This window comes from Delftia sp. NA_296.1 (assembly GCF_052692095.1).
In genome coordinates this window covers 243,310-264,771 of the sequence record NZ_JBQZGF010000011.1, presented here as the reverse complement: position 1 = coordinate 264,771, position 21,462 = coordinate 243,310, and the positions used below count along the sequence as shown (strand labels likewise).

Annotated in this window: 19 protein-coding genes; 2 read left to right on the top strand and 17 right to left on the bottom strand. The window is 66.3% G+C overall.

Annotation, left to right across the window (positions count from 1 at the left end; genetic code table 11):
* The 3 genes from ACUTR7_RS24815 to ACUTR7_RS24805 all read right to left on the bottom strand — a co-directional run.
* Positions 1-1,890, bottom strand: a 1,890-nt coding sequence (locus ACUTR7_RS24815; RefSeq protein WP_445610045.1) for a hypothetical protein, incomplete at its 3' end; no start/stop codon positions are given.
* Positions 1,891-1,994: 104 nt separating this feature from the next.
* A complete protein-coding gene (locus tag ACUTR7_RS24810; protein WP_445610044.1) occupies positions 1,995-2,678 on the bottom strand; it encodes a hypothetical protein in 684 nt (227 codons plus the stop codon).
* A 257-nt stretch (positions 2,679-2,935) separates the two neighbouring features.
* Positions 2,936-7,408: an IPTL-CTERM sorting domain-containing protein gene (locus ACUTR7_RS24805; protein WP_445610043.1), complete on the bottom strand. Its 4,473-nt coding sequence runs from the start codon at positions 7,406-7,408 to the stop codon at positions 2,936-2,938.
* A gap of 359 nt (positions 7,409-7,767) precedes the next feature.
* On the opposite strand from ACUTR7_RS24805, the gene ACUTR7_RS24800 reads away from it, so the two are divergent.
* Positions 7,768-8,919 carry a S1C family serine protease gene (locus tag ACUTR7_RS24800; RefSeq protein WP_013800805.1) on the top strand — a complete coding sequence of 384 codons (1,152 nt, stop codon included), beginning with the start codon at positions 7,768-7,770 and terminating at the stop codon, positions 8,917-8,919.
* 70 nt (positions 8,920-8,989) lie between these two features.
* Here the strand turns inward: ACUTR7_RS24800 and ACUTR7_RS24795 are convergent, their stop codons facing one another.
* Positions 8,990-9,892, bottom strand: a complete 903-nt coding sequence (locus ACUTR7_RS24795; protein ID WP_445610042.1) for a D-hexose-6-phosphate mutarotase — start codon at positions 9,890-9,892, stop codon at positions 8,990-8,992.
* A gap of 85 nt (positions 9,893-9,977) precedes the next feature.
* On the opposite strand from ACUTR7_RS24795, the gene ACUTR7_RS24790 reads away from it, so the two are divergent.
* Positions 9,978-11,168 carry a spherulation-specific family 4 protein gene (locus tag ACUTR7_RS24790; RefSeq protein ID WP_445610041.1) on the top strand — a complete coding sequence of 397 codons (1,191 nt, stop codon included), beginning with the start codon at positions 9,978-9,980 and terminating at the stop codon, positions 11,166-11,168.
* 85 nt (positions 11,169-11,253) lie between these two features.
* Here ACUTR7_RS24790 and hisA read toward each other — a convergent pair whose 3' ends face one another.
* The 13 genes from hisA to ACUTR7_RS24725 form a co-directional block, all read right to left on the bottom strand.
* Positions 11,254-11,994, bottom strand: a complete 741-nt coding sequence (hisA, locus tag ACUTR7_RS24785; protein ID WP_088163843.1) for a 1-(5-phosphoribosyl)-5-[(5-phosphoribosylamino)methylideneamino]imidazole-4-carboxamide isomerase — start codon at positions 11,992-11,994, stop codon at positions 11,254-11,256.
* A gap of 61 nt (positions 11,995-12,055) precedes the next feature.
* Positions 12,056-12,724: an imidazole glycerol phosphate synthase subunit HisH gene (gene hisH / locus ACUTR7_RS24780; protein WP_013800802.1), complete on the bottom strand. Its 669-nt coding sequence runs from the start codon at positions 12,722-12,724 to the stop codon at positions 12,056-12,058.
* A gap of 81 nt (positions 12,725-12,805) precedes the next feature.
* The gene (hisB, locus tag ACUTR7_RS24775; RefSeq protein ID WP_012207318.1) at positions 12,806-13,411 is read right to left on the bottom strand and encodes an imidazoleglycerol-phosphate dehydratase HisB; all 606 of its coding nucleotides are present in this window, start codon (positions 13,409-13,411) and stop codon (positions 12,806-12,808) included.
* Positions 13,408-14,532, bottom strand: coding sequence for a histidinol-phosphate transaminase (gene hisC / locus ACUTR7_RS24770; protein WP_445610040.1), 1,125 nt, complete (start codon positions 14,530-14,532; stop codon positions 13,408-13,410). The genes hisB and hisC overlap by 4 nt, the downstream gene beginning before the upstream one ends.
* Positions 14,533-14,585: 53 nt before the next feature.
* Positions 14,586-15,023, bottom strand: coding sequence for a PIN domain-containing protein (locus tag ACUTR7_RS24765; protein ID WP_445610039.1), 438 nt, complete (start codon positions 15,021-15,023; stop codon positions 14,586-14,588).
* On the bottom strand, positions 15,020-15,268 hold the full coding sequence (locus tag ACUTR7_RS24760) for a DUF6364 family protein (RefSeq protein WP_017405472.1): 249 nt from the start codon (positions 15,266-15,268) through the stop codon (positions 15,020-15,022). Before ACUTR7_RS24760 ends, ACUTR7_RS24765 begins: the two co-directional genes overlap by 4 nt.
* A 134-nt stretch (positions 15,269-15,402) precedes the next feature.
* On the bottom strand, positions 15,403-16,719 hold the full coding sequence (gene hisD / locus ACUTR7_RS24755) for a histidinol dehydrogenase (RefSeq protein WP_013800800.1): 1,317 nt from the start codon (positions 16,717-16,719) through the stop codon (positions 15,403-15,405).
* A 17-nt stretch (positions 16,720-16,736) separates the two neighbouring features.
* Positions 16,737-17,408 carry a DUF6348 family protein gene (locus ACUTR7_RS24750; RefSeq protein ID WP_239972280.1) on the bottom strand — a complete coding sequence of 224 codons (672 nt, stop codon included), beginning with the start codon at positions 17,406-17,408 and terminating at the stop codon, positions 16,737-16,739.
* Entirely contained in the window at positions 17,392-18,042 is a 651-nt protein-coding gene (gene hisG, locus ACUTR7_RS24745) for an ATP phosphoribosyltransferase (protein WP_012207324.1), read from the bottom strand. The genes ACUTR7_RS24750 and hisG overlap by 17 nt, the downstream gene beginning before the upstream one ends.
* Positions 18,039-19,307 (bottom strand): UDP-N-acetylglucosamine 1-carboxyvinyltransferase, encoded by a 1,269-nt coding sequence (gene murA, locus ACUTR7_RS24740; protein WP_445610038.1) that lies wholly within the window; start codon positions 19,305-19,307, stop codon positions 18,039-18,041. Before murA ends, hisG begins: the two co-directional genes overlap by 4 nt.
* A gap of 96 nt (positions 19,308-19,403) precedes the next feature.
* Complete coding sequence (locus ACUTR7_RS24735; RefSeq protein ID WP_012207326.1) at positions 19,404-19,652, bottom strand: BolA family protein; 249 nt, start codon at positions 19,650-19,652, stop codon at positions 19,404-19,406.
* A gap of 128 nt (positions 19,653-19,780) precedes the next feature.
* Positions 19,781-20,536, bottom strand: a complete 756-nt coding sequence (locus tag ACUTR7_RS24730; RefSeq protein WP_012207327.1) for an ABC transporter permease — start codon at positions 20,534-20,536, stop codon at positions 19,781-19,783.
* Positions 20,533-21,462 carry an ABC transporter ATP-binding protein gene (locus tag ACUTR7_RS24725; protein ID WP_017405469.1) on the bottom strand — a complete coding sequence of 310 codons (930 nt, stop codon included), beginning with the start codon at positions 21,460-21,462 and terminating at the stop codon, positions 20,533-20,535. Before ACUTR7_RS24725 ends, ACUTR7_RS24730 begins: the two co-directional genes overlap by 4 nt.

The following is a 21,462-nucleotide window of genomic DNA, read 5'->3' as shown; positions in this document are numbered from 1 at the left end:
GCCATTGATCAGGCGCTCCACATACAACTCGCTGCTGTAGCTGTACAGCCCCTTGCCTACGATCAGCTTGTCGCCGCCATACCTCGTCAGCCTCAGTGCAAATTTCGCTCTCACATTCACCTTCAACGCCTTGGCAATCAGCCCCGCAGACGTTATGTCCAGCGCTGTCTCTCCCACGGCCAGCGCTTTCACGGTGATCGGCGTCGTCCCATAGATCTGCCCCTGCGGAATGAAAACCTCGGCGGGCGTCACGCTGGCCACCGCAGGATCTCTGCTGGCCACCGACACCGTGACACCACCCTGCGGCGCCGCCTTGCTCAACTGCACACGCAAGACCCTGCTCAGCTCCTCATTCATCACCAGATCGGCGGAGGGATCGGTGTTGAGGCTGATGGCGTCCACGCGCAACGCGGCCTGCGCCGGCTGATAGCCGGCAGCAGTGGCTGTGATGCGGGTCGTGCCCAGGGTCTGGCCTGCCACCGTGAAGGCTGCCTTGCTCTGCCCCGCAGGGATCTGCACGGACGCAGGCACCTGCGCCAACCCTGACTGCTCCACTACGAGGCTGACGACCAGCCCTGCCGAGGGAGCCGGCTCCGTGGTTTCGATGGTCACGCTGGCCTGCGCACCAGGCGCCACGATGACGCTGGCCGGCAGCACCAGTGCCTTGCCACGCACGGAGACCGTGGCCAGCGCACTGGCATGGCCTTCGGCCTGGGCTGTCAGCCGGCTGCTGCCATCAGCAAGGCCCGTCACTTCGAAGCTGGCGCCTTGTTGCCCGGCCGGGACCAGCACGGACGATGGGACAGAGAGCACGTCGGCATCGGAGTTGCCCAACTGCACGCTTACACCACCGATGGGTGCCGGCGCAGGCAACGACACGGTCATGGGATACGGCCGGTTGACACCGACCGTGGGGCTGCCGGGGACAAGGCCCAGCGAAGGCAGATTGACGACTTCGATCTGCGTTTCGGCAAAGCCCAGCGTGGCGTGGCTTGCGGTGATGCGGGTCACGCCCAGGGTACTGGCCTGCACCCCCACATCGGCACTGGTCTGTCCCGGTGCCACGGTGACTCGCGACACGGCCGAAGCCACCGAGGGCACGCTGCTGGTGATGTCCACGACCACGCCTTGCGCAGGTGCAGGTGCGTTGAGCGAGACCCTCAGCATGGCGACCACGCCGGGACTGAGCCGGAGCCTGGCGGGCTCGATGGACAAAGGCGCCTGGCCTATCTGGATGAGGCCCTGCTGCACCAGGTAGGGAATGCCGACCATGCCCCAGATGACCTGAGAGCGGATGGTGCCCGAAGGGACTGCAATGGCGTTCAGCGAGTTGCCCTTTGCCGAGTTGCCCTTGCCGGCCGGCGAGGACGCAAGATCAACGCCGATGGCCGGGCCGCTGTGGTGATTGAAGGCCGTGTTGTTGATGGAAGGGGCAGCGTTCTCGATGACCACGCCGCTGCCGTATTCGATGGTGACGTGGTCCAGCAGCGTCTGGGCGCTGCGCGTGCCGGCCGTCATGCGCCATTGGCGCCAGTCCCCGGGCGCCGGGGTTGCGGCCGCCGAGGTGATGAGGATGGGCTTGTCCGGCGTGCCCACGGCTTGCAGCGCACCTTTCCTGAGCAGGAAACTGGCGCCAGGGGCCATGCGCAGGGTCACACCCGGCTCGATGGTGAGCGTTGCATCGCCATCGAGCACCACGTCGCCCTGCATCAGGTAAGGCGACTGGCTGGCACGCAATATCGTTGGGCTGGAGATGGTGCCGCTCAACGTGGTCTGGGCCCAGGCGGGAGAGACCAGCAGCAATGCCAGCGCAAGACAGGCAGCCAGCCATGCCTTCACCACGCCTGCCATGCGGGCCAGCGCGGTCACGGCCAGGACCTGCCAACGCACAGGATTCGCGCTTCTACACACACCCACAGACCCATCCGTTCGCTCGCTGTACTGCATCACCACTTCCCCCCTCAATCCTTGGCTCGTTCAATCGTTGTGCTTGCTCAAAACCGCCCGCAGGCCGCCTGCAGCCGGTGGCCTGCCGTTGTTCCGATGGCCTGCATGCTCGCCACCTGGGCCTGATAGGCCTGCCACCCGCCCAGCAGCCAGTACACGGGCACTGCGTCAGGCCGCTCACCCAAAGAGGCCCGTTGCGCGGTCAATCGGGCACGCAGCTCAGGCTCCGTCGAAGCGTCGGCTATGACCACCAAAGCCCGGGATGCGGGGCCTCCTGGCTGGTCGCTTCGTGCCTTGCCGCCGGCCATGGCGTTCAGTTGGATGGCCAGATCGTGCGTGGCGACCAGCCGGTGCGTTTGTTGTTCGTCAACGGGTGACTGCACCGCCGGCGCCGCATCCAGGGCCTTGCTGAGGGAAAGCACCGTCCATTCAATGCCTTGTCCCAGGCTGGCGATCCAGTCGCTGGCAGACAGGTCCTGCAGCCTGGCCGATGCCGTGGGATGCAGGGCCACCGCCGCGCCGCCCAGCAAAGCCTTCACACGGCCAAAGCCCTGGCTGCGCAATTGCCGGCATGCCGCGTCAAGGTCCGCATGGTCCAGCCCGGTGCCCAGCAGGATGACTTCCTCCTGCATCAGAAAGCGCTTGCCTTGCAGCTGCGGCAAATCCATCTGCAGGGCCTGCGCGACGGGGGTAGCGCGCCTGTGCTGCGCCGGCCGAACGTCAACGAGCATGGCCGCCTGTGCGCCAGGGGAAACAAGGCGCTGCCGCCACTCGGCCGGACTCATCCAGCAGGAAGGGGTCAACGCCAGAGGCGGCACCTGACGGGGCCACGTCACAGGGGACTCGGCGGCCCTTGCGTCCCGTACGGCATGCGCGTCTGCCCGACAGGACTGCGGCTCGGCATCGGTCTGCGCCCGCAATGGTGCAGCCACCAGGACGGCTGCGCACACCGCCACTGCATGCGCCAGGCCACAAAAACGACGCAGGCTCATGCATCCATCCCCGCGCCTGCACGTGCGGCGCGTCGGCGCCTGTGCTGCAGGCCGGCGCCCAAGGCAATGAGGGCGGACAACAGGGCCAGGCCCGCCGCCTCCAGGCCAGGCACCGCCGTCAACTGATCCTCAGGCAGCGGCCCGGACTGTATGACGGGGCCGCCCGGGTCCTTGATGACGCCATTGGCCTGCAGGTCATCGTCGCCCAACTGGCCATCGGTGATGGTGTAGCTGATGCGGTTGCCGCTGATCGACAGGTTCCTGGGCGCGTACCAGATGCTGCGGCCCTTCGAATAGGGCGTGGGTCCGAACTTCAGGTAGCTGCTGATGCCGAACAGGTTGGGCCACTCGGTGGTGACGGTGACCGTGCTTCCGACGTCGCAGCCGGTGAGTTCGTAGTCGAACACGCCATGCGGGAAGAGCAGCACGTTGAACAGCGGCAGCCAGCCCTCGGGCTTGCGTACGGCCGTCTTGTCCGGGTTGAAGCGGCAGTTGGCGCCGCCGCCCGCCACCGAGGCTTTCAGCGTGCCGGAGCCGCTGGGTGTGGGCAGGGCCACGTCCTTGCCGCCCACAGGCGCGGCCTGGTTTTGCAGGGACACGCGCAAGGCTTCGCTCACACCGGCTGCCGTCACGCGCATCTCGAATGCGCCCGCCAGTCCATTGGCACGAAGCCCGGGCGAAGCGGCAACGCCGGCCGCATCGGTGACGGCCTGCGCTGCGAGCGTGCCGCCGTCAAACACGGCGCTCGCTCCGCTGTCCGGCAGCGCAAAGACCACGGCGTGGCCGGACACGGCAGCGCCCTTCGCATCGGTGACCTTGACACGTACGGGTGCCGCATAGGCGGCTCCCACGGTGGCCGTCTGCCCATCCCCTGTCAACTTGACAATGCGCAGCACGGGCGCCGTGCCATCCAGGTTGCCCAGCGTGAAGCGCACGCCGCCGGGCAAGGCCTCGACGCCGGCGGATACGGTGAAGCTGCCCGCAGCGCCCGTGGCTGTCATGACCGGGCTGCGTGCCAGGCCCTGTGCGTCGGTGAGCACGCGCGCCTGGCGGCTGCCGCCGGCAAAGCGCGCGGAGGCCCCGCTGGCAGGCGCGTCGAACGTGACCTCCTGCCCTGCCACCGGGTTGCCACCAGCCGTCTGCAGGCGCACCTGCAGCGGCAGCGCAAACGGCTGCTCCAGCCTGGCGGACTGCAGGTCGCCGGACACGATGGAAAGCGTCCAATCCCGCGCGGGCTCCTCCTGCCACTGGGCGGCGACGAGGCCTATCCACTGAGCCAGAGATTGCAGGGCCACATTCCGGGTGCCGTGGGCTGGTAGCGCCCTCAACAGGGGCTGGGCCTGCACCAGGGCCGAGAGGGCCTGGGCCGGCTTTTGCTGCTCCATGGCGACCCGAGCCTGGCCCAGCAATGCCTCGACGGCCTGCCGCTGGTCTACCGTGGCCTGCGCCAGCGCAGCCACTGCTGCCCGGGTGTTAGCGGCGGCTTGAGGTTCTGCGATGACGGTGACCGGCTGCGACCAGCTGTCCACCAGCGACTTGTCGCCGGCCTTGCGCAACTGCGTCTCGACCGTGGTGGCCAGCGAGGTGCCGGGCAGGTCCAGCCAGGCCTGCACCTGCAATTCGGCCTGGGAGGCGGGCTCCAGGGTCCACCTGACCCGATCACCGTCGACAACGGCCTGCGGCGAGGAGGAGCGCAGCTTCATGCCACTGGCCAGGGTCATGGCCTGCTCCAGCGCAATGGCTTGTGTGCTTCGGTTGGCGATGCTGGTTCTGACGCGCAAGGCAGATTGCGCCAGCATGGGCTCGGACACAGGCGGAACCAGGGCAGTGAAGCGCGTCTTGGTCCAGTCTTTCCACGAAGCCGCAACCGCGCCTTGCGCCAGGGCATCGAAGCCGATCACCAGCACCTGGCCCTTGCCGTGGGCCACGCCCAACGCAGCAGTCTGCCCTGTGCCATAGCGGGCCAGTTCCGAGCCTGCACCCTCGTTCTGCAACGCCCACGCCTGGCCTTGCAGCGCCAGCGCCGCATCGCCCAAGCCTGCATCGCCCAGGTGCACAGAGACGCCCGCAGGCAGCGGCTGGCCTGAACGGCTGCCGCCCCAGACGTCGGCCAAGGTGTCCGGCAACGCGCCCGGTGCGCCATCGATGACCAGCGAGGCACCGCGGTAGACGGCGGCCCGCACTTCCTCCATCTGGGAAGCGGCCAGGTCGTCCACCGATCCATGGAGCCAGAGCGCGCTGAAGTCGCCGGCACGCAAGGCCTTGCGGAGCTCACCTGGCGTGACCGCCAACTGCACCGAGCCATCGGCCTGCGCCAGCAGATCCTGCAAGGCCTGGCGCTTGCCGTCCGTGCAAGCGGTATCGGCGCCGCATGCGGCATAGGCCAGCACACGCAGGCCCTGGTCCAGGGTCTGCGAAGCGGCCACGGAGGCCTCCTGCTCGCGCCTGAGCAGGGTACTGGCCGCGTTGTTGCCGGTGACGGGGTCGCGGGTGGCCGCGCCGATGCGCGCGGCCAGCAGGAATTCCCTGGCCGTGGAGCCTGCTGCAGGACGCACCTGCAGCACCAGGGTGGGGGCGGAGTCCTTGGCCATGTCGCCCAGGGTCCAGCGGCCCTGCGAATAGCTGCCCGCCGATGCCGACTGGCTGGCGATCTCCAGCCCCTGGGGCAGGTCCACATGGACGACGGTGGCCGCTGCAATGGCCGGCCCGGCATTGCGTGCCGTGATGGTGACCGTGGAGCCACCGTCGCGCGCCATGGTGGCCGGTGCCGCCGTCACGCTGATGCCAGTGTCCGCTTCCGGTTCGGGATCTGGCCCGGTCGCCTTGGCGGAGCGCTTTGCAAACAGATAGCCCGCAGCCGCCGTACCGGTGGCCAGATCAATGCCCGATATGCGCCCCGGCGCGGACTGGCCGCCCGCCGTGCCCGCAAGCGCAGCGCCATCGACCAGCCCCTCGCTGACGGCAGCCGACAGCGCATAGCTGCCCTGCAGCAGTCCATCGAATCGGAATTGGCCCTGGGCATCGGTGTGGGCAGTGGCCAGCACCGACTCCCCGGTGCCTGCCCGCGTACCGGTGAGCTTGATTTCGAGCACGGGGATGGCGGGCTCGCCTGCATCGCGCAATCCGTTGGCATTGCGGTCCTCGAAGGCCGCGCCGGCAATGCTGGCCTGTGCCTCGCCAGCGACCAGCCCGATGGTGTAGCGGCCCGTGGTGTTCACGTCGAACAGGTTCAGGTAATAGCTCCAGCTCAGGTCCTCGTTGCGCTGCCTGGACAGCCAGACGTTTTCGCCAGGGACGACGTAGCCGTCGGAGCGGACCACCTGCCGGGGAAGACGGGTGCCCCTGGAGGGATCGGGCACGCGCGCATAGGCCATGCCATTGGCCACGGGATTGAACTGCAGGCTGGCGGTAGCACCGGAGGGCACGAATTGCGCGGATCGGCTTTGATCGCTGACCTCGGTATCCACGCCATCGGATTCATAGACGCGGTAGACATCGCCATCCAGGGCCAGAAAATCGCGGACCTTGTCGCGTCCTGGAAGATCGACACGCACATCCTGGACCAATTGATGGGTATTGACGGTCTTGATCAGGGACGTCAGGGCACCGCCCAGCGAATCCGCATGGGTGAATCCGGCCGTGAATTCGACAAATTTGCCGGCCAGGCTGGACACCATGTTCCAGCGCCCATGCAGGGACGATCCCGGCGTGATGTCGCCAAAGTCGAGCAGCAGGCTTTTGCCTGCTGGCGCATCGTTGACATAGCCGCTCAGAATCTGGAAATTGACAAGCAGCCCTTGCCGGTTTTCGACAATGCGGGGCTGGGCGGTATCGATCTTGGTCTTGTACGAAGTGCCGCCACCACTGTTCTTGATGCGCACGCCCAGCGTGAAGGGGTCGGAAGGCTCGACCTCGGGGGTGAAGGCATCGTCACCCGGAACGTCACGGGGCAGGAAGTAGTCAAGCACCAGTTCAGGCTGGGGCCGCACGACGATGGACTCTGGTGCCACCTCCACGGTGTCGGTCTTGCCATCCAGCGTGTAGGTGACCTTGGCGCCTATGTAGTAGACCGCACCCTGGGGATCGCGGCCGCCCGTGCCGGCTGCGGGAATGATCAGCCATCGGACATTGGCGACGGCCTTGGGAGCAATCGTGCCGCCCTGCAGGGAAGTGATGCCCTCGACCCCATCCGTACGGTAGAAAAAGCGGGCTCCGGAGGCTGCGGAATCCGTGGTGGCGATCACCGTCTGGTTGTTCGCATCCAGGAACTGCAGCGTGATGCTGACGTTCTCCAGCTTTTGGTCCGCCAGGCCATTGGTGATCACCATCCTGGCGTCAAATGCCTGGCGCTCAAGCGAGAGTTTTTGCTCTATGACAATCTTGACTTCGGCACATACCGCATCGGCGGCCTGTGCAAAGGCAATGCCGATGGTTCCTGCAATGGCAAACACCGCGCCAACCAATAGCATCAGCCATCTGGGCGCAATCCTCCCCGAGTCTTTCCACTCCATAGCCCCTCCGTCCCCGCTCTATTCATTGGGCCGCGATTGTATTGAAATTCCTCATCCGTATCAAATCGTGACTTGAAAAAATAATTAGCAAGCCAATTTAAATAAGACTTGTCCCATTTCAAATGGCGCAACAAAAAAATTGACACGCCCTTTAGCGCTTCAGAAAAAAGCAAAATCGGCACATCCCGATATAGCAATGTCGGTTGTCCGGTGATTCATCGATCACCCAGCGCCCCAGCGAACGCGCCCACCACCGCCCTGTGTACGACATGCCTCACAATGAGGCCCTTGTACTCCCGCACAGAACACCACACTTCATGAAACGCACTTGGCTGCTGTTTTCGCAGGTGGTCACCATCCTGGTGGCTGCCTACTTTGTCGTCGCCACCCTGCAGCCGGACTGGCTGCGCCGTGGAGCCGTGCGCAGCAATGCCGGCATTGCGTTGCTGGAGGCGCCGGCCACGCCCGTCGGAGAAGTCAGCCCCGGCAGCTTTGCACCGGCCGCCAAGAAGGCAGCGCCGGCCGTGGTGAGCATCAACACCAGCAAGGCGGTGCGCCATCCGCGCAGCAACGATCCGTGGTTCCAGTTCTTCTTCGGCGACCAGGGCACGCAGGAGCAGGCAGGCCTGGGCAGCGGCGTGATCATCAGCACCGACGGCTACATCCTGACCAACAACCACGTGGTCGAGGGTGCGGACGACATCGAGGTCACGCTGACCGACAGCCGCCAGGCCAAGGCCCAGGTGATCGGCACCGATCCCGAGACCGACCTGGCCGTGCTCAAGATCGCCCTGGACAAGCTGCCAGTCATCGTTCTGGGCAATTCCGACCAGATCGACGTGGGCGACCGCGTGCTGGCCATCGGCAACCCCTTCGGCGTGGGCCAGACGGTGACCAGCGGCATCGTCAGTGCCCTGGGCCGCAGCCAGCTGGGCATCAATACCTTCGAGAACTTCATCCAGACCGATGCGGCCATCAACCCCGGCAATTCGGGCGGCGCGCTGGTGGATGCCAGCGGCAATCTGCTGGGCATCAATACCGCCATCTATTCGCGCTCGGGCGGCAGCATGGGCATCGGCTTTGCGATTCCCGTGTCCACGGCCAAGCTGGTGCTGGACGGCATCGTCAAGGACGGCCGCGTGGTGCGCGGCTGGATCGGCGTGGAGCCCAATGAGCTGTCGCCGGAGCTGGCAGAGACCTTTGGCGTGAAGGCCGACTCCGGCGTGATCATCACCGGCGTGCTGCAGGCAGGCCCCGCTGCCCAGGCCGGCATGCGCCCGGGCGATGTGATCGTGCAGGTGGGCGACAAGCCCATCCGCAATGTGTCCGAGCTGCTGACCGCCGTGGCCGCGCTCAAGCCCGGCGAGGCCGCGAAATTCGATGTGCGCCGGGGCGAAGGCCCCGTGGAGCTGCAGATCACCCCGGGCCTGCGCCCTGCGCAGTCGGCACAACGCATGCAGCGCCGCTGACCCGGCTCTCGAACCCATGGAAAAGGCGCCTGTTCACAGGCGCTTTTTTCGTTCAAGAGCGGGTGCCGGACTACCGCTTGTGCAAACGCTGCGCCGCGCGCCAATGCGCGCCGGGCGCCACATGCACGGGCGCATCGATGGCGGCGGCCTCCACGCACAGCATCTGCCGCCACCCTTGTGGCGGCATGTCGGCCAGGCGGGCACACAGCGCGGGGCCGGGGTTCCAGACCACGGTCTCGCTCCAGGCAGCATCCTGCGAGATGCGCAAGCCTCCGGCAGGAGCGGCCAGTTCCATGGTCTTCCCGGGCCGGGGGTAGACGCGATCGAGCTCTTCGCCAAAGCGCACGTCGCCTTGCTGCGTGGGATGGGTGTCGGCCACGGCATCCCAGTAGGGCAGGCCGTCAAGGCCTTGCAGCCGGCATTGCTCCACGTCCGCCACGCGCAGGTAGCTGTGCAAGGCGGCAGTGAAGGCCAAAGGCGTGTCTCCCCGGTTGTGCACCACCAGCTCCACGTCGAGTCGGCCGGGCAACAGCGTGACCTCCAGCCAGGTCTCGAAGGAGTGCGGCCAGACGGCGCGCGTCTGCGGCGTGTCGGCGAGCTTGAGCCGCAGGAACAAGCCATCGCCGGCAAGAACCTCGGCCTGTGCTGCATCAGCCTGCCACGGCAGGGTGCGCGCAAAGCCGTGCTTGACCAGTGGGCCGCGTTGGTTGAATTGGGGAAAGCAGACCGGAATGCCGCCGCGTATGGGTGTGTGGCCGTCATGGGCGGCATGAGGGCTCAGGAACAGTTGCTCCTCGCCACCTGCCTGCCAGGACAGCAGCTGCGCCCCCTGCAAGGCCACCAGGGCGGTATCGCCGCAGGCCAGGCGCAGGCGGATGGCGGGCAGGCCCTGCCATGCATCAGCGCAGGCGCCGGGACTTTGCGCGGCCGCAGGTAAAGCTGTTACTGCGGGAAAGGAAGATGTAACTTTCATGCTTGAATATAGCCTTTCCCCCGCTCAGCCCTCCTCTGTCATGCAACGCTCCCACGCTCCCTCTCCTCTTGTCCTGCGACTCGGCATGCTCGCCCTGGCCGCCTCGGTGGCCTCCTGCGGCGGAGGCGGCGGTGGTGACAGCAACGCTGGCGGTGGCAATGGCGGTAATGGGGGTGACGGCGGCACCGGCCAGCCCGGAGTGACCTCGGTCACCGTGCAATGGACGGCCCCTGCCGCCAGGGATGTGGTGACTGCAGGCTCGGCACTGACCCTGCGCGCAGGTGTTCTGGCCGATGGCGTGAATGCCGCCGATGGAACCGTGGTGAGCTTCAGCGCAGCCACAGGCGTCAGCACCTCGGCGCTGACCAGCTCCGGCGTGGCGACGGCTTCGCTGACCGGCGCCACGCCGGGCCGCCAGCAGGTACAGGCCAGCGCCACCGTGGCAGGCCGCACGGGCAGCGCTTCCCAGACCTTCTATCTGCGTCCTGCACCTGCACCGCTGCGGGTGCTGGTGCCCACGTATTTCTATCCCACGGGCTCTGGAGCCACGGCCTGGAATGCGCTGACGGCCAGCGCACAGGCGAATCCGACCGTGCAGATGACGGCCATCCTGAATCCGGCCAATGGCATTTTCAGTGGCCCGGACGCGAACATCACGCGCGCCGCCACCGCTTTTGCCAACGCGGGCGGGCAGCTGGTGGGCTATGTGAGCTCCAGCTATGGCACGGGCACGCGATCGCTGGCCAGCATCCAGGCCAATATCGACAACTATTTCACGCACTACGGCGCGGGCCTGGTCAAGGGTTTCTTCATTGACGAGATGGCGGCCACCACCAACCGGCTGGACTTCTACCGCAGCATCTACCAGTACATCAAGGCCAAGAATCCCAACCTGATCGTGATCGGCAACCCGGGCCTCGTGCCCGTGGCCGGTTATGCCGATGTGGCCGATGTGCTGACCACGTTCGAGGGCAAGGGCTCCACCTACGCCACCTACGATCCGCGCACGACGAGTTTTGACTGGCTGTACGGGCTGCCCAACAGCCACCAGGCCTCGCTGGTGCACAACGTGTCGGGCTGCGCGGCCATGCAGACGGCCGTGCAGTCGGCCGCCTCGGCCCGCTACCAGGCGGGATGGATCTATGTGACCCAGCTGGAGTTCGAGCCCAGCACCGGCGTGGGCAACCCCTGGGCCGGGCTGCCGAATTACTGGGATGCCTTTGTGCAGACCGTGCGCGCCGCCAATGCCGGGCAGGCCATGCCCGCCTGCTCGTAAAGAAAGCCTGAAGCCCTGGCGCTGAATGCAGCGCGGGCGCCTGTGAAGCACAGGCGCCCGCGGATACAGGGAAGGCGCAGGCCGTTCAGGCCCTGAGCTCGTCGGCGCGGGCCTGCGCCGCGGCGAAGTCAAGGTCGCCCGAGTAGATGGCGCGGCCGCAGATCACGCCTTCGATGCCTTCGTCCTCGACCTTGCACAGCGCTTCGATGTCGGCCATGCCCGCCAGGCCGCCCGAGGCGATGACGGGAATCTTCAGCGATTGCGCGAGATTGACGGTGGCGTCGATGTTGATGCCCGTGAGCATGCCGTCGCGGCCGATGTCGGTGTAGATGATGGACTCCACGCCCCAGTCCTCGAAGCGCTTGGCCACCGAGTGCACGTCCTGCCCCGTGAGCTTGCTCCAGCCGTCGATGGCCACCTTGCCGTCCTTGGCATCGAGCCCGACGATCACATGGCCGCCAAAGGCGCTGCAGGCGTCCTGCAGAAAGCCCGGGTTCTTCACGGCGGCGGTGCCGATGATCACGTAGCTGATGCCGGCATCTATGTATTTCTCGATGGTGTCCAGGTCACGGATGCCGCCGCCGAGCTGCACCGGAATCCGGCCATCCACCTCTTTGAGGATGGCCTTGATGGCCAACAGGTTCTTGGGCTGGCCCGCAAACGCGCCATTGAGGTCCACCAGGTGCAGGCGGCGTGCGCCGGCGTCGAGCCAGCGGCGGGCGATGATGGCCGGGTCTTCGCCGAACGTGGTCGACTGGTCCATATCACCCTGGATGAGGCGTACGCAGTGGCCGTCCTTGAGGTCGATGGCAGGAATGAGCAGCATGATGGTTTGCGAGCAATGAAGGCCTGGGATGCAGCGGCCGGTGCGGGGAGGGAAAGAGGGTTCAGGGCTTCCAGCCCAGAAAGTTGCGGAACAGGGCCAGGCCCTGGTCCGCGCTCTTTTCGGGGTGAAACTGGGTGGCGAAAATATTATCGCGTGCGATGGCGCAGGCAAAGCGCCCGCCGTAGTCGGCCTCTGCAGCGCAATGCTGGGGCTGCTGCACCACGGCGTAGAAACTGTGCACGAAGTAGTAGAAGCTGTCTTCGGGAATTCCACGCCACAGCGGGTGGGACTGCCCGGCATTGTGCTTGCGGTGCACGCGGTTCCAGCCCATTTGCGGCACCTTGAAGCGGCTGCCGTCGGCCTGGACGCGGCCCGCCAGATCGAACTTGCGCACATTGCCGGGGATCAGGCCCAGGCCAGGCACATCGCCTTCGTCGCTGTGGTCCAGCAGCATCTGCATGCCCACGCAGACGCCGAACAGGGGCTTGTTGGCAGCGGCGTGCAGCACGGCGTCCTGCAGGCCGGATTCGCGCAGTTCGCGCATGCAGTCGGGCATGGCACCCTGGCCCGGCAGCACGACCCGGTTGGCGGCCAGCACCACCTCGGGATCGGCGGTGACCACGACCTGCCAGCCGGAGTCGGCGGCGGCCGTGCGCACGGCCTGGGAAACCGAGCGCAGATTGCCCATGCCGTAATCGACGACGGCGACGGTGTTGTCAGTCAAACTCATAGCGTGTGGCGCGTGTTCGGTCGGATTTTCGGCTGGATTGCCCGGTCAGAGCAAGCTCTGACCGGAGTCAATCGCTTCTCTTTACAGAGCGCCCTTGGTCGAGGGGATGACGCCGGCCATGCGCTCGTCATGCTCCAGCGCAAAGCGCAGGGCGCGTGCAAAGGCCTTGAAGATGGTCTCGCACTGGTGGTGGGCGTTGAAGCCCTTGAGATTGTCGATGTGCATGGTCACGCCCGCATGGTTGACGAAGCCCTGGAAGAATTCGTAGACCAGTTGGGTGTCAAGCTGGCCGATGCTGCCGGCCGTGAATTTCACATCCATGTGCAGGCCCGGGCGGCCCGAGAAATCGATGACCACGCGGCTCAGTGCTTCGTCCAGCGGCACATAGGCATGGCCGTAGCGGCGGATGCCCTTCTTGTCGCCCACGGCCTTGGCAAAGGCCTGGCCCAGGGTGATGCCGATGTCCTCCACCGTGTGGTGGCCGTCGATGTGCAGGTCGCCCTCGCAGTCGATATCGAGGTCGATCAGGCCATGGCGCGCGATCTGGTCGAGCATGTGGTCCAGAAAACCGATGCCCGAGCGCAGGCTGGCCTTGCCCGTGCCGTCCAGGTTGATGGCGACCTTGATCCGGGTCTCGGCGGTATTGCGCTGCACTTCGGCGGTGCGTGCGGGAGCTGCATTGCTCATAGGGATTCCTTCAGGGCCGCCAGCATCTGGGCGTTTTCTTCGTGGGTGCCCACGGTCAGTCGCAGGCAGTTGGCCAGCAGCGGGTGCATGGCAGAGACATTCTTCACCAGCACGCCCCGGGCCTTCATCTCGGCCTGGGCGCGCGCGGCATCGCGCACGCGCAGCAAGACCATGTTGGCCTCGGATGGCCAGATCTTTTCCACACCCGGCAGCGTGGCCAGCGCATCGATCAGCGGCTGGCGCTCGGCGCGGATGGCCACGGCCTGCTGCGCATACAGCGCCTCGTGCTCCAGCGCGAAGATGGCCGTCTCGCAGTTGAGCACGCTGATGTTGTAGGGCGGGCGCACCTTATCGATCTCGCCGACGATGGCGGCCGGGCCGATCAGGTAGCCCAGGCGCGCACCGGCCAGGCCGAACTTGCTGAGCGTGCGCATCAGCAGCACATGGGCGTTGCGGGCCGGGTCGGCGCGCATGTTCTCTGCCCAGCTGCGGCGGGCGAAGGGCTGGTAGGCCTCGTCCATGACGACCAAGCCGCCAATGGCGCCGACCGCGTCGATCACGGCCTGCACATCGGCCTCGGCCCAGAGCGTGGCCGTGGGATTGTTGGGATAGGCGATATAGGTGATGGCGGGGCGGTGCTCGGCAATGGCGGCGCGCATGGCGGGCACGTCCAGCTCGAAGTCGGCCGTCAGGTTGACGCCCACAAAGTCCAGGCCCTGCAGCCTGGCGCTCATGGGGTACATGACGAAGCCCGGCATGGGCGCCAGCATGGTGGCGCGGCCCTCGGCGTGGGGCTGGGCACAGGCCAGTGCCAGCAGCGTGATGATCTCGTCCGAGCCATTGCCCAGCAGCACGGCGCTGCCGGCCGGCGCCTGCGCGTAGCGGGCCAGCATGTCCTTGAGCACTTCCTGGCGCTCGCCAGGGTAGCGGTTGATCTCCAGCCGGCCCAGGCGCTCGCCCAGCGCGGCCTGCAGCTCGGGCGGCAGGCGGAAGGGGTTCTCCATCGTGTCCATCTTGAGCAGGCCTTGCGAGGGCTGCACATGGTAGGCATGCATGGAGCGGACATCGGCGCGGATGCGCTCCAGGGCCAGGGCCTGAACCGGCGGAATGGAAGCTGTCATGGCATGCACACTTTCACGAGTCAGTGGGGGAAGAAATCCATCAGCGAAGCCGCTCAGGCCTGCTGCTGCGGCGGCGCCTGGTGCAGCGGGTGCACCATGGCGACGCCGCCAAACTGGGTGCCGTGCGGCAGGTGCAGGGTCAGCATCTGCTCGCAGCCGCTGTGCTGGGCGCAGGCCACGGCCAGGCAGTCGCCAAAGGCCAGTTGGTGGCGCGATTGCACGGCCCAGGCGGTTTCCAGCGTGGCGGCATCGGTCTTCCAGGGCGTCCAGGTCTGGTAGCGGCGGATGGCGGCGCGCGCATCGCCCTGCGGCAAAGGCTGGGCGGACGTGGTGACCTGTTCATAGAACTCGCACAGCGACTGGCTGCCGGTGCGCCCGCTGCGCGTGCGCCACAGCAGGTCCAGCCACTGCAGCACGGCGGCATGCAAGGCGCCCTGCCCCGTGTCTTCGGCAGCGACCAGCACGGAGGTATCGACGAAGACGGTGTTCATGCCTGGCCCTCGCGGCGCAGCGCGGCACTGCGCTGGGCGGGCTGCGTGGATGACGGCTGGCCGCCGTCCCAGCCGCGTTCGTCGGTGCGCCAGGCCAGGTAGGCGCGCTCGTAGGCGTCCTCGCGGCGCTGCATCTCGGCCATGAAGTCGCCCACCATGCGCGAGACGCTGGTGCCGCGGCGCGCGGCCTCGATGCGTGCCCATTCGAGCACGCTGTCTTCGACGGTGATGGTGAGGTTCTTCACAGGGCGCAAGTCTACACGAAATTCGTGCTCCACTGATTTCGTGTCAATTCTTGACACGCTTGCTCCAGCGTTCAGGCAGCAAAAAGCGCCGCCCCTTTCGGTGACGGCGCCTTCGTCCAACAGGAAGCGAGCGTCTACTTCAAACGCATTTCGGCCGCACGCGCATGGCCTTGCAGGCCTTCGCCATGCGCCAGCACCGAGGCGATGCGGCCCAGGGTCTGGGCACCCTGCTCGCTGACCTCGATGAGGCTGGATCGCTTCTGGAAGTCATAGACCCCCAGCGGCGAGGAAAAGCGCGCCGTGCCGCTGGTGGGCAGCACATGGTTGGGGCCGGCGCAGTAGTCGCCCAGGCTCTCGCTGGTGTAGGCCCCCAGGAAGATGGCGCCTGCATGGCGCAGCAGCGGCTCCCACTGGTGGGGATCGTTGCTGGAGACTTCCAGGTGCTCGGGCGCGATGCGGTTGCTGATGGCGCAGGCCTCCTGCATGTCGCGCGTGAGGATGAGGGCACCCCGGTCGCTCAGGCTCTTGGCGATGATGGCGCGCCGCGGCATCTCGGGCAGCAGGCGGTCGATCTCGCGCTGGACAGCGGCGATGTAGTCGGCATCAGGGCACAGCAGGATGCTTTGCGCCAGCTCGTCATGCTCGGCCTGGCTGAACAGGTCCATGGCCACCCAGTCGGGCGGCGTGCTGCCGTCGGCCAGCACCAGGATTTCACTGGGGCCGGCAATCATGTCGATGCCCACGGTGCCGAACACCCGCTTCTTAGCGCTGGCCACATAGGCGTTGCCGGGGCCGGTGATCTTGTCCACCTTCGGGATGGTGGCCGTGCCGTAAGCCAGGGCCGCCACGGCCTGGGCACCGCCGATGGTGAAGCCGCGCGTGACGCCCGCCACATAGGCGGCAGCCAGCACCAGGGCGTTCTTCTCGCCGCGTGGCGTGGGCACGACCATGATGATTTCCTGCACGCCAGCCACGTGGGCGGGAATGGCATTCATCAGCACGCTGGACGGATAGGCGGCCTTGCCACCGGGCACATAAATGCCCACGCGATCCAGCGGCGTGACCTTCTGGCCCAGCAGGGTGCCATCGGCGTCGCGGTAGCTCCAGCTCTCGCCGCTGGCGCGCTTTTGTGCCTCGTGGTAGGTGCGCACGCGCTGGGCGGCGGCCGTCAGCGCATCGCGCTGCTCGTCGCCCAGGCTGTCGAAGGCGGCCTTGAGCTCGGCCTGCGTCAGCTCCAGCGCTGCCATGCCGTCCACCTGCAATCCGTCGAAGCGCGCCGTGTACTCCAGCACGGCCGCATCGCCGCGCTTTTGCACATCGGCCAGGATGTCGGCCACGCGCTGCTCGATGGCCGCGTCCGTGTCTGCCGACCAATGCAGGCGCTGCGCAAAATCGTGTTCGAAGTTGGCATCCGCAGTCGACAGGCGGGCAGGGGCAGCTACATATTCCATTGTGGTTTCCTTGGGGTCTAGCAGGCCGTCTCGCAGCCGTGCTTCAGTATCAAGAACAGGCGCGCGCCGTAGTAGCCGTCGCGCAGGGGCCAGTCCTGGTCGCGCAGCAGGGCTTCAGCGCTGGGCCACTTCTGATTGTCCTTGAGCGCTTCAATGGTGAAATCACCATTGTTCTGCCCGACAAAGAAGCGGAACCAGTGCAGGTCCTCGTCCTTGTCCAGCGCCTCGGCCTCGATCAAGGCCCGCAGGCGCTCAGTGATGCCTTCGGGCAGCGGGGCATCGTTGCGAAGATGCCAGGGGCCCGGATAGGCCTGCCAGTGCCTGCCCTGGACCTGCCAGGCCTCGGCTGGCACGGCATCCTCATCGCGCGCCGTCCACAGGGCGGAGAGCATCACATGCAGGTCGCTGACAGCGAAGTAGCCGAATGCGTCGTGCATTCCCTGCAGTCCTTCGCCCAGGCCCGTGAAATTCTCGATGATCTCGCGCCGGTCCGGCAGGCGAACCACCACGGCCAGGGAGCCGACCAGGGGATGGCCGAGGTAGGCACCGCGCCAATCAGCCAGCACGCCTGGCGCCTGGCCGCCAGGCAGCAGCCAGCCGTTGTATTCCTCGCAGGGCAGGCCATGCGCGGCGAAACACAGCGCAAGCGCCTCCTTCGCCGGATCGCCGGGCTCAGCCCCTGGGGCCATTTACCGCCTCGGCGAAGGCATCGATGATGTGGCGCAGCGGCTCGCGCTTGAGTTTGAGCGCCGCCTGGTTGACCACCAGGCGCGAGCTGATCTCCATGATGGGCTCGACCTCGACCAAGTCATTGGCCTTGAGCGTGTTGCCGGTGGACACCAAGTCGACGATGGCGTCGGCCATGCCGGTCAGCGGGGCCAGCTCCATGGAGCCGTAGAGCTTGACCATGTCCACGTGCACGCCCTTGGTGGCGAAGAAGTTGCGCGCGATTTCGGGGTACTTGGTGGCGATGCGCAGGCGGGCACCTTGCTTGACGGCCAGCGCATAGTCGAAGCCGTTACGCACAGCCACGCTGACGCGGCAGCGCGCGATCTTCAGGTCCAGGGGCTGGTACAGGCCCTGGGCGCCATGCTCGATCAGCGAGTCCAGGCCGGCCACGCCGAGATCGGCGCCGCCGTACTGCACATAGACCGGCACGTCGGAGGCGCGCACCAGCACCACGCGCACGTCGCTCTTGTTGGTCTCGAAGATCAGCTTGCGCGACTTTTCAATGTCTTCGCTGACCGAGATGCCGGCAGCGGCCAGCAGCGGCACGGTTTCGTCGTAGATACGGCCCTTGGACAGGGCAATCGTGATGGTCATTGGGAAACTCTTTCGATGTCGGCACCCAGGCCGCGCAGCTTGTCTTCCATGCGATCGTAGCCGCGGTCCAGATGATAGATGCGATCGACCAGGGTCTCGCCCTTGGCCACGAGGCCGGCGATGACCAGGCTGGCCGAAGCGCGCAGGTCGGTGGCCATGACGGCCGCGCCCGACAGCGACTGGCTGCCGGTGATGGTGGCAACGCGCCCGTCGGTGGTGATCTGCGCGCCCAGGCGCAGCATTTCGTCCACGTGCATGAAGCGGTTCTCGAAGATGGTCTCGGTGACCATGCTGCAGCCTTCGGCCACCAGGTTCAGCGCCATGAACTGCGCCTGCATGTCGGTGGGAAAGCCCGGGTATTCGGTGGTGCGAAAACTCTGGGCCTTGAGCTTGCCGGCCGCGCGCACGCGGATGCCGCCGTCCTCTGCGGACACCTCGGCGCCCGCATCCTTGAGCTTGTCGATGACGGCGCCCAGATGGTCGGCGCGGCCATTGCGCAGCAGCGCATTGCCGCCCGTTGCGGCCACGGCGCACAGAAAGGTGCCGGCCTCGATGCGGTCGGCCACCACCTGGTGCTCGCAGCCGCTCAGGCGCTCCACGCCCTGGATGACGATGCGGCCGGTGCCATGGCCTTCGATCTTTGCGCCCATCTTGATGAGCATTTCGGCCAGGTCGCCGATCTCTGGCTCCATGGCGGCGTTTTCCAGCACGGTCTCGCCTTCGGCCAGCACGGCGGCCATCAGGAAGTTCTCGGTGCCCGTGACGGTCACCATGTCGGTGGTGATGCGGGCGCCCTGCAGGCGCTTGAGATGCCCGGGCAGGCACGCGTTCATGTAGCCGTTCTCGACAACGATCTCGGCGCCCATGGCCTGCAGACCCTTGATGTGCTGGTCCACGGGGCGCGAACCGATGGCGCAGCCGCCGGGCAGCGACACGCGGGCCTGGCCGAATCGTGCCAGCAGCGGGCCCAGGGCCAGGACCGAGGCGCGCATGGTCTTGACCAGTTCGTAGGGTGCCTCGGGGTTGGACAGAGAGCCGGCGTTGATGCGCACGGTGCCGGTGTCATCGTGCTCGGCGCTGACACCCATGTTGCGGATGAGCTTGAGCATGGTGGCCACGTCCTGCAGGCGCGGCACATTGCGCAGGGTGACGGGCTCGGACGACAGCAGCGCGGCGCACAGCTCGGGCAAGGCGGCATTCTTGGCGCCGGAGACCGTCACCTCGCCATGCAGCGCTCGGCCACCGCGAATCAGGAGTTTGTCCATGGCTGACAGCCTTGAATCTGGAAATCGGGGAAAAGAAGATGCTGCACGGCCCGTGGCGACCGGTGCAGCAGGAGTCTGAAGTGCCTGACCGCCGGCTCAGGCCTGGCCGGCCTGGGCAGCCCACTCGGCGGGCGTATAGGTCTTCATGGACAGGGCATGGACCTCGTCGGTGTGCATGCGCTGGCCCAGCGTGGCGTAGACCAGGCGCTGGCGCTGCAGCAGTCGCTGGCCCTCGAATTGGGCCGAGACGATGGTGGCAAACCAGTGCCGTCCATCACCTTCCAGCGCAATGTGTTCGCAAGGCAGGCCGGTGGCGATCAGTTCCTTGAGTTGGTCTGCAGTCATGGGGGGAAGCTTTCCTGCCATGCATCGTGGCATGGCCTTGGTTGGCGGTGGCGCCGGGCGCCGGCCGCCTGTTCATGGGTGGATTCAACAATGCGGGCACAGCGCACGCCGCAGCCTGTGGAAAAACCTCAGCCGCGGATCTTGTAGCCGATGCGCAGCAGGTGCACGGCCAGGGCGCTCACCGCCAGCCAAGCCGAGCCGACGATGGCCAGGCTGACCCAGGGCGACACGTCGCTCTGGCCGAAGAAGCCGTAGCGAAAGCCGTCAATCATGTAGAAAAACGGGTTCAGATGGCTGACTTTTTGCCAAAAAGGCGGCAGCGACTGGATGGAATAGAACACGCCCGACAGGAACGTCATGGGCATGATCAGGAAGTTCTGGAAGGCCGCCATCTGGTCGAACTTGTCCGCCCACAGGCCGGCGATCACGCCCAGCGTGCCCAGCAGCGCCGCGCCCAGCAGGCCGAAGACCAGAATCCACAGCGGCGCAGTGAATTCGGGAATGGCGAAGTACAGCGTGACGATGAAAACGCCCACGCCCACCAGCAGCCCGCGCAGCACCGAAGCGCCCACGTAGGCGCCAAACCACGCCCAGTGCGACAGCGGCGTGAGCAGCACGAAGACCATGGAGCCCATGATCTTGCTCTGCACCAGGCTGGAAGAGCTGTTGGCGAAGGCGTTCTGCAGCACGCTCATCATCACCAGGCCGGGAATCAGGAAAGCCGTATAGCTGATGCGGTCGTAGACCAGCACCCGGCCTTCAAGCACATGGCCGAAGATCAGCAGATAGAGCACGGCCGTAAGCACGGGTGCGGCCACGGTCTGGAAGCTGACCTTCCAGAAACGCAGCACTTCTTTCTTGAGCAGGGTCTGCCAGCCGTTCATGCCGAGGCTCCCTGCGAGGTCTGGCCTTGCTCGTTCATCACGTGGATGAAGACATCCTCCAGATCGGCACGGCGGATTTCCACGTCCTCGGGGACGACGGAGCCCTCGCGCAGCGCGGCGAGCAGGCGCTCCACATCGCTGGCGTCGTTGGCGGGTATCTGCACGATGCGGCCGGTCACCCGTGCCCGCGCGGCCAGGGCCGGCGGCAAGGCGGTATCGGTCTTGAACTGCAGCACGTTGGAGGAGGCGGACTTGAGCAGATCCGACATGGTCGAGAGCTTGACGATGTTGCCCTGCTTGAGCATGGCCACGCGGCTGCACAGCGCCTCGGCCTCTTCCAGGTAATGGGTGGTGAGCAGCACGGTATGGCCTTCGCGGTTCAGGCGCGCGATGAAATGCCACAGCGTCTGGCGCAACTCCACGTCCACGCCGGCCGTGGGCTCGTCCAGCACGATGATGGGCGGCTTGTGCACCAGGGCCTGGGCCACCAGCACGCGGCGCTTCATGCCGCCGGACAGCTGGCGCATGTTGGAGTTGGCCTTGTCGGTCAGCCCCAGGCTGTGCAGCAGCTCGTCGATCCAGTCGTCATTGTTCTTGACGCCGAAATAGCCGGACTGAAAGCGCAGCGCCTCGCGCACGTTGAAGAAGGGATCGAAGACCAGCTCCTGCGGCACGATGCCCAGCTTGCGCCGGGCAGCCGAGTAGTCGGCATGCACGTCGCTGCCCTGGACCAGCACGCGGCCGCTGGTGGCGCGCGACAGGCCGGCCAGGATGCTGATCATCGTGGTCTTGCCAGCGCCATTGGGACCGAGCAGGCCGAAGAACTCGCCCTCCTCGATGTCCAGACTCACGTGGTTGAGCGCCTGGAAGGCCCCCTTGGGGGTCTGGTAGGTCTTGGAGATGGATTGGAATGAGACGGCAGACAT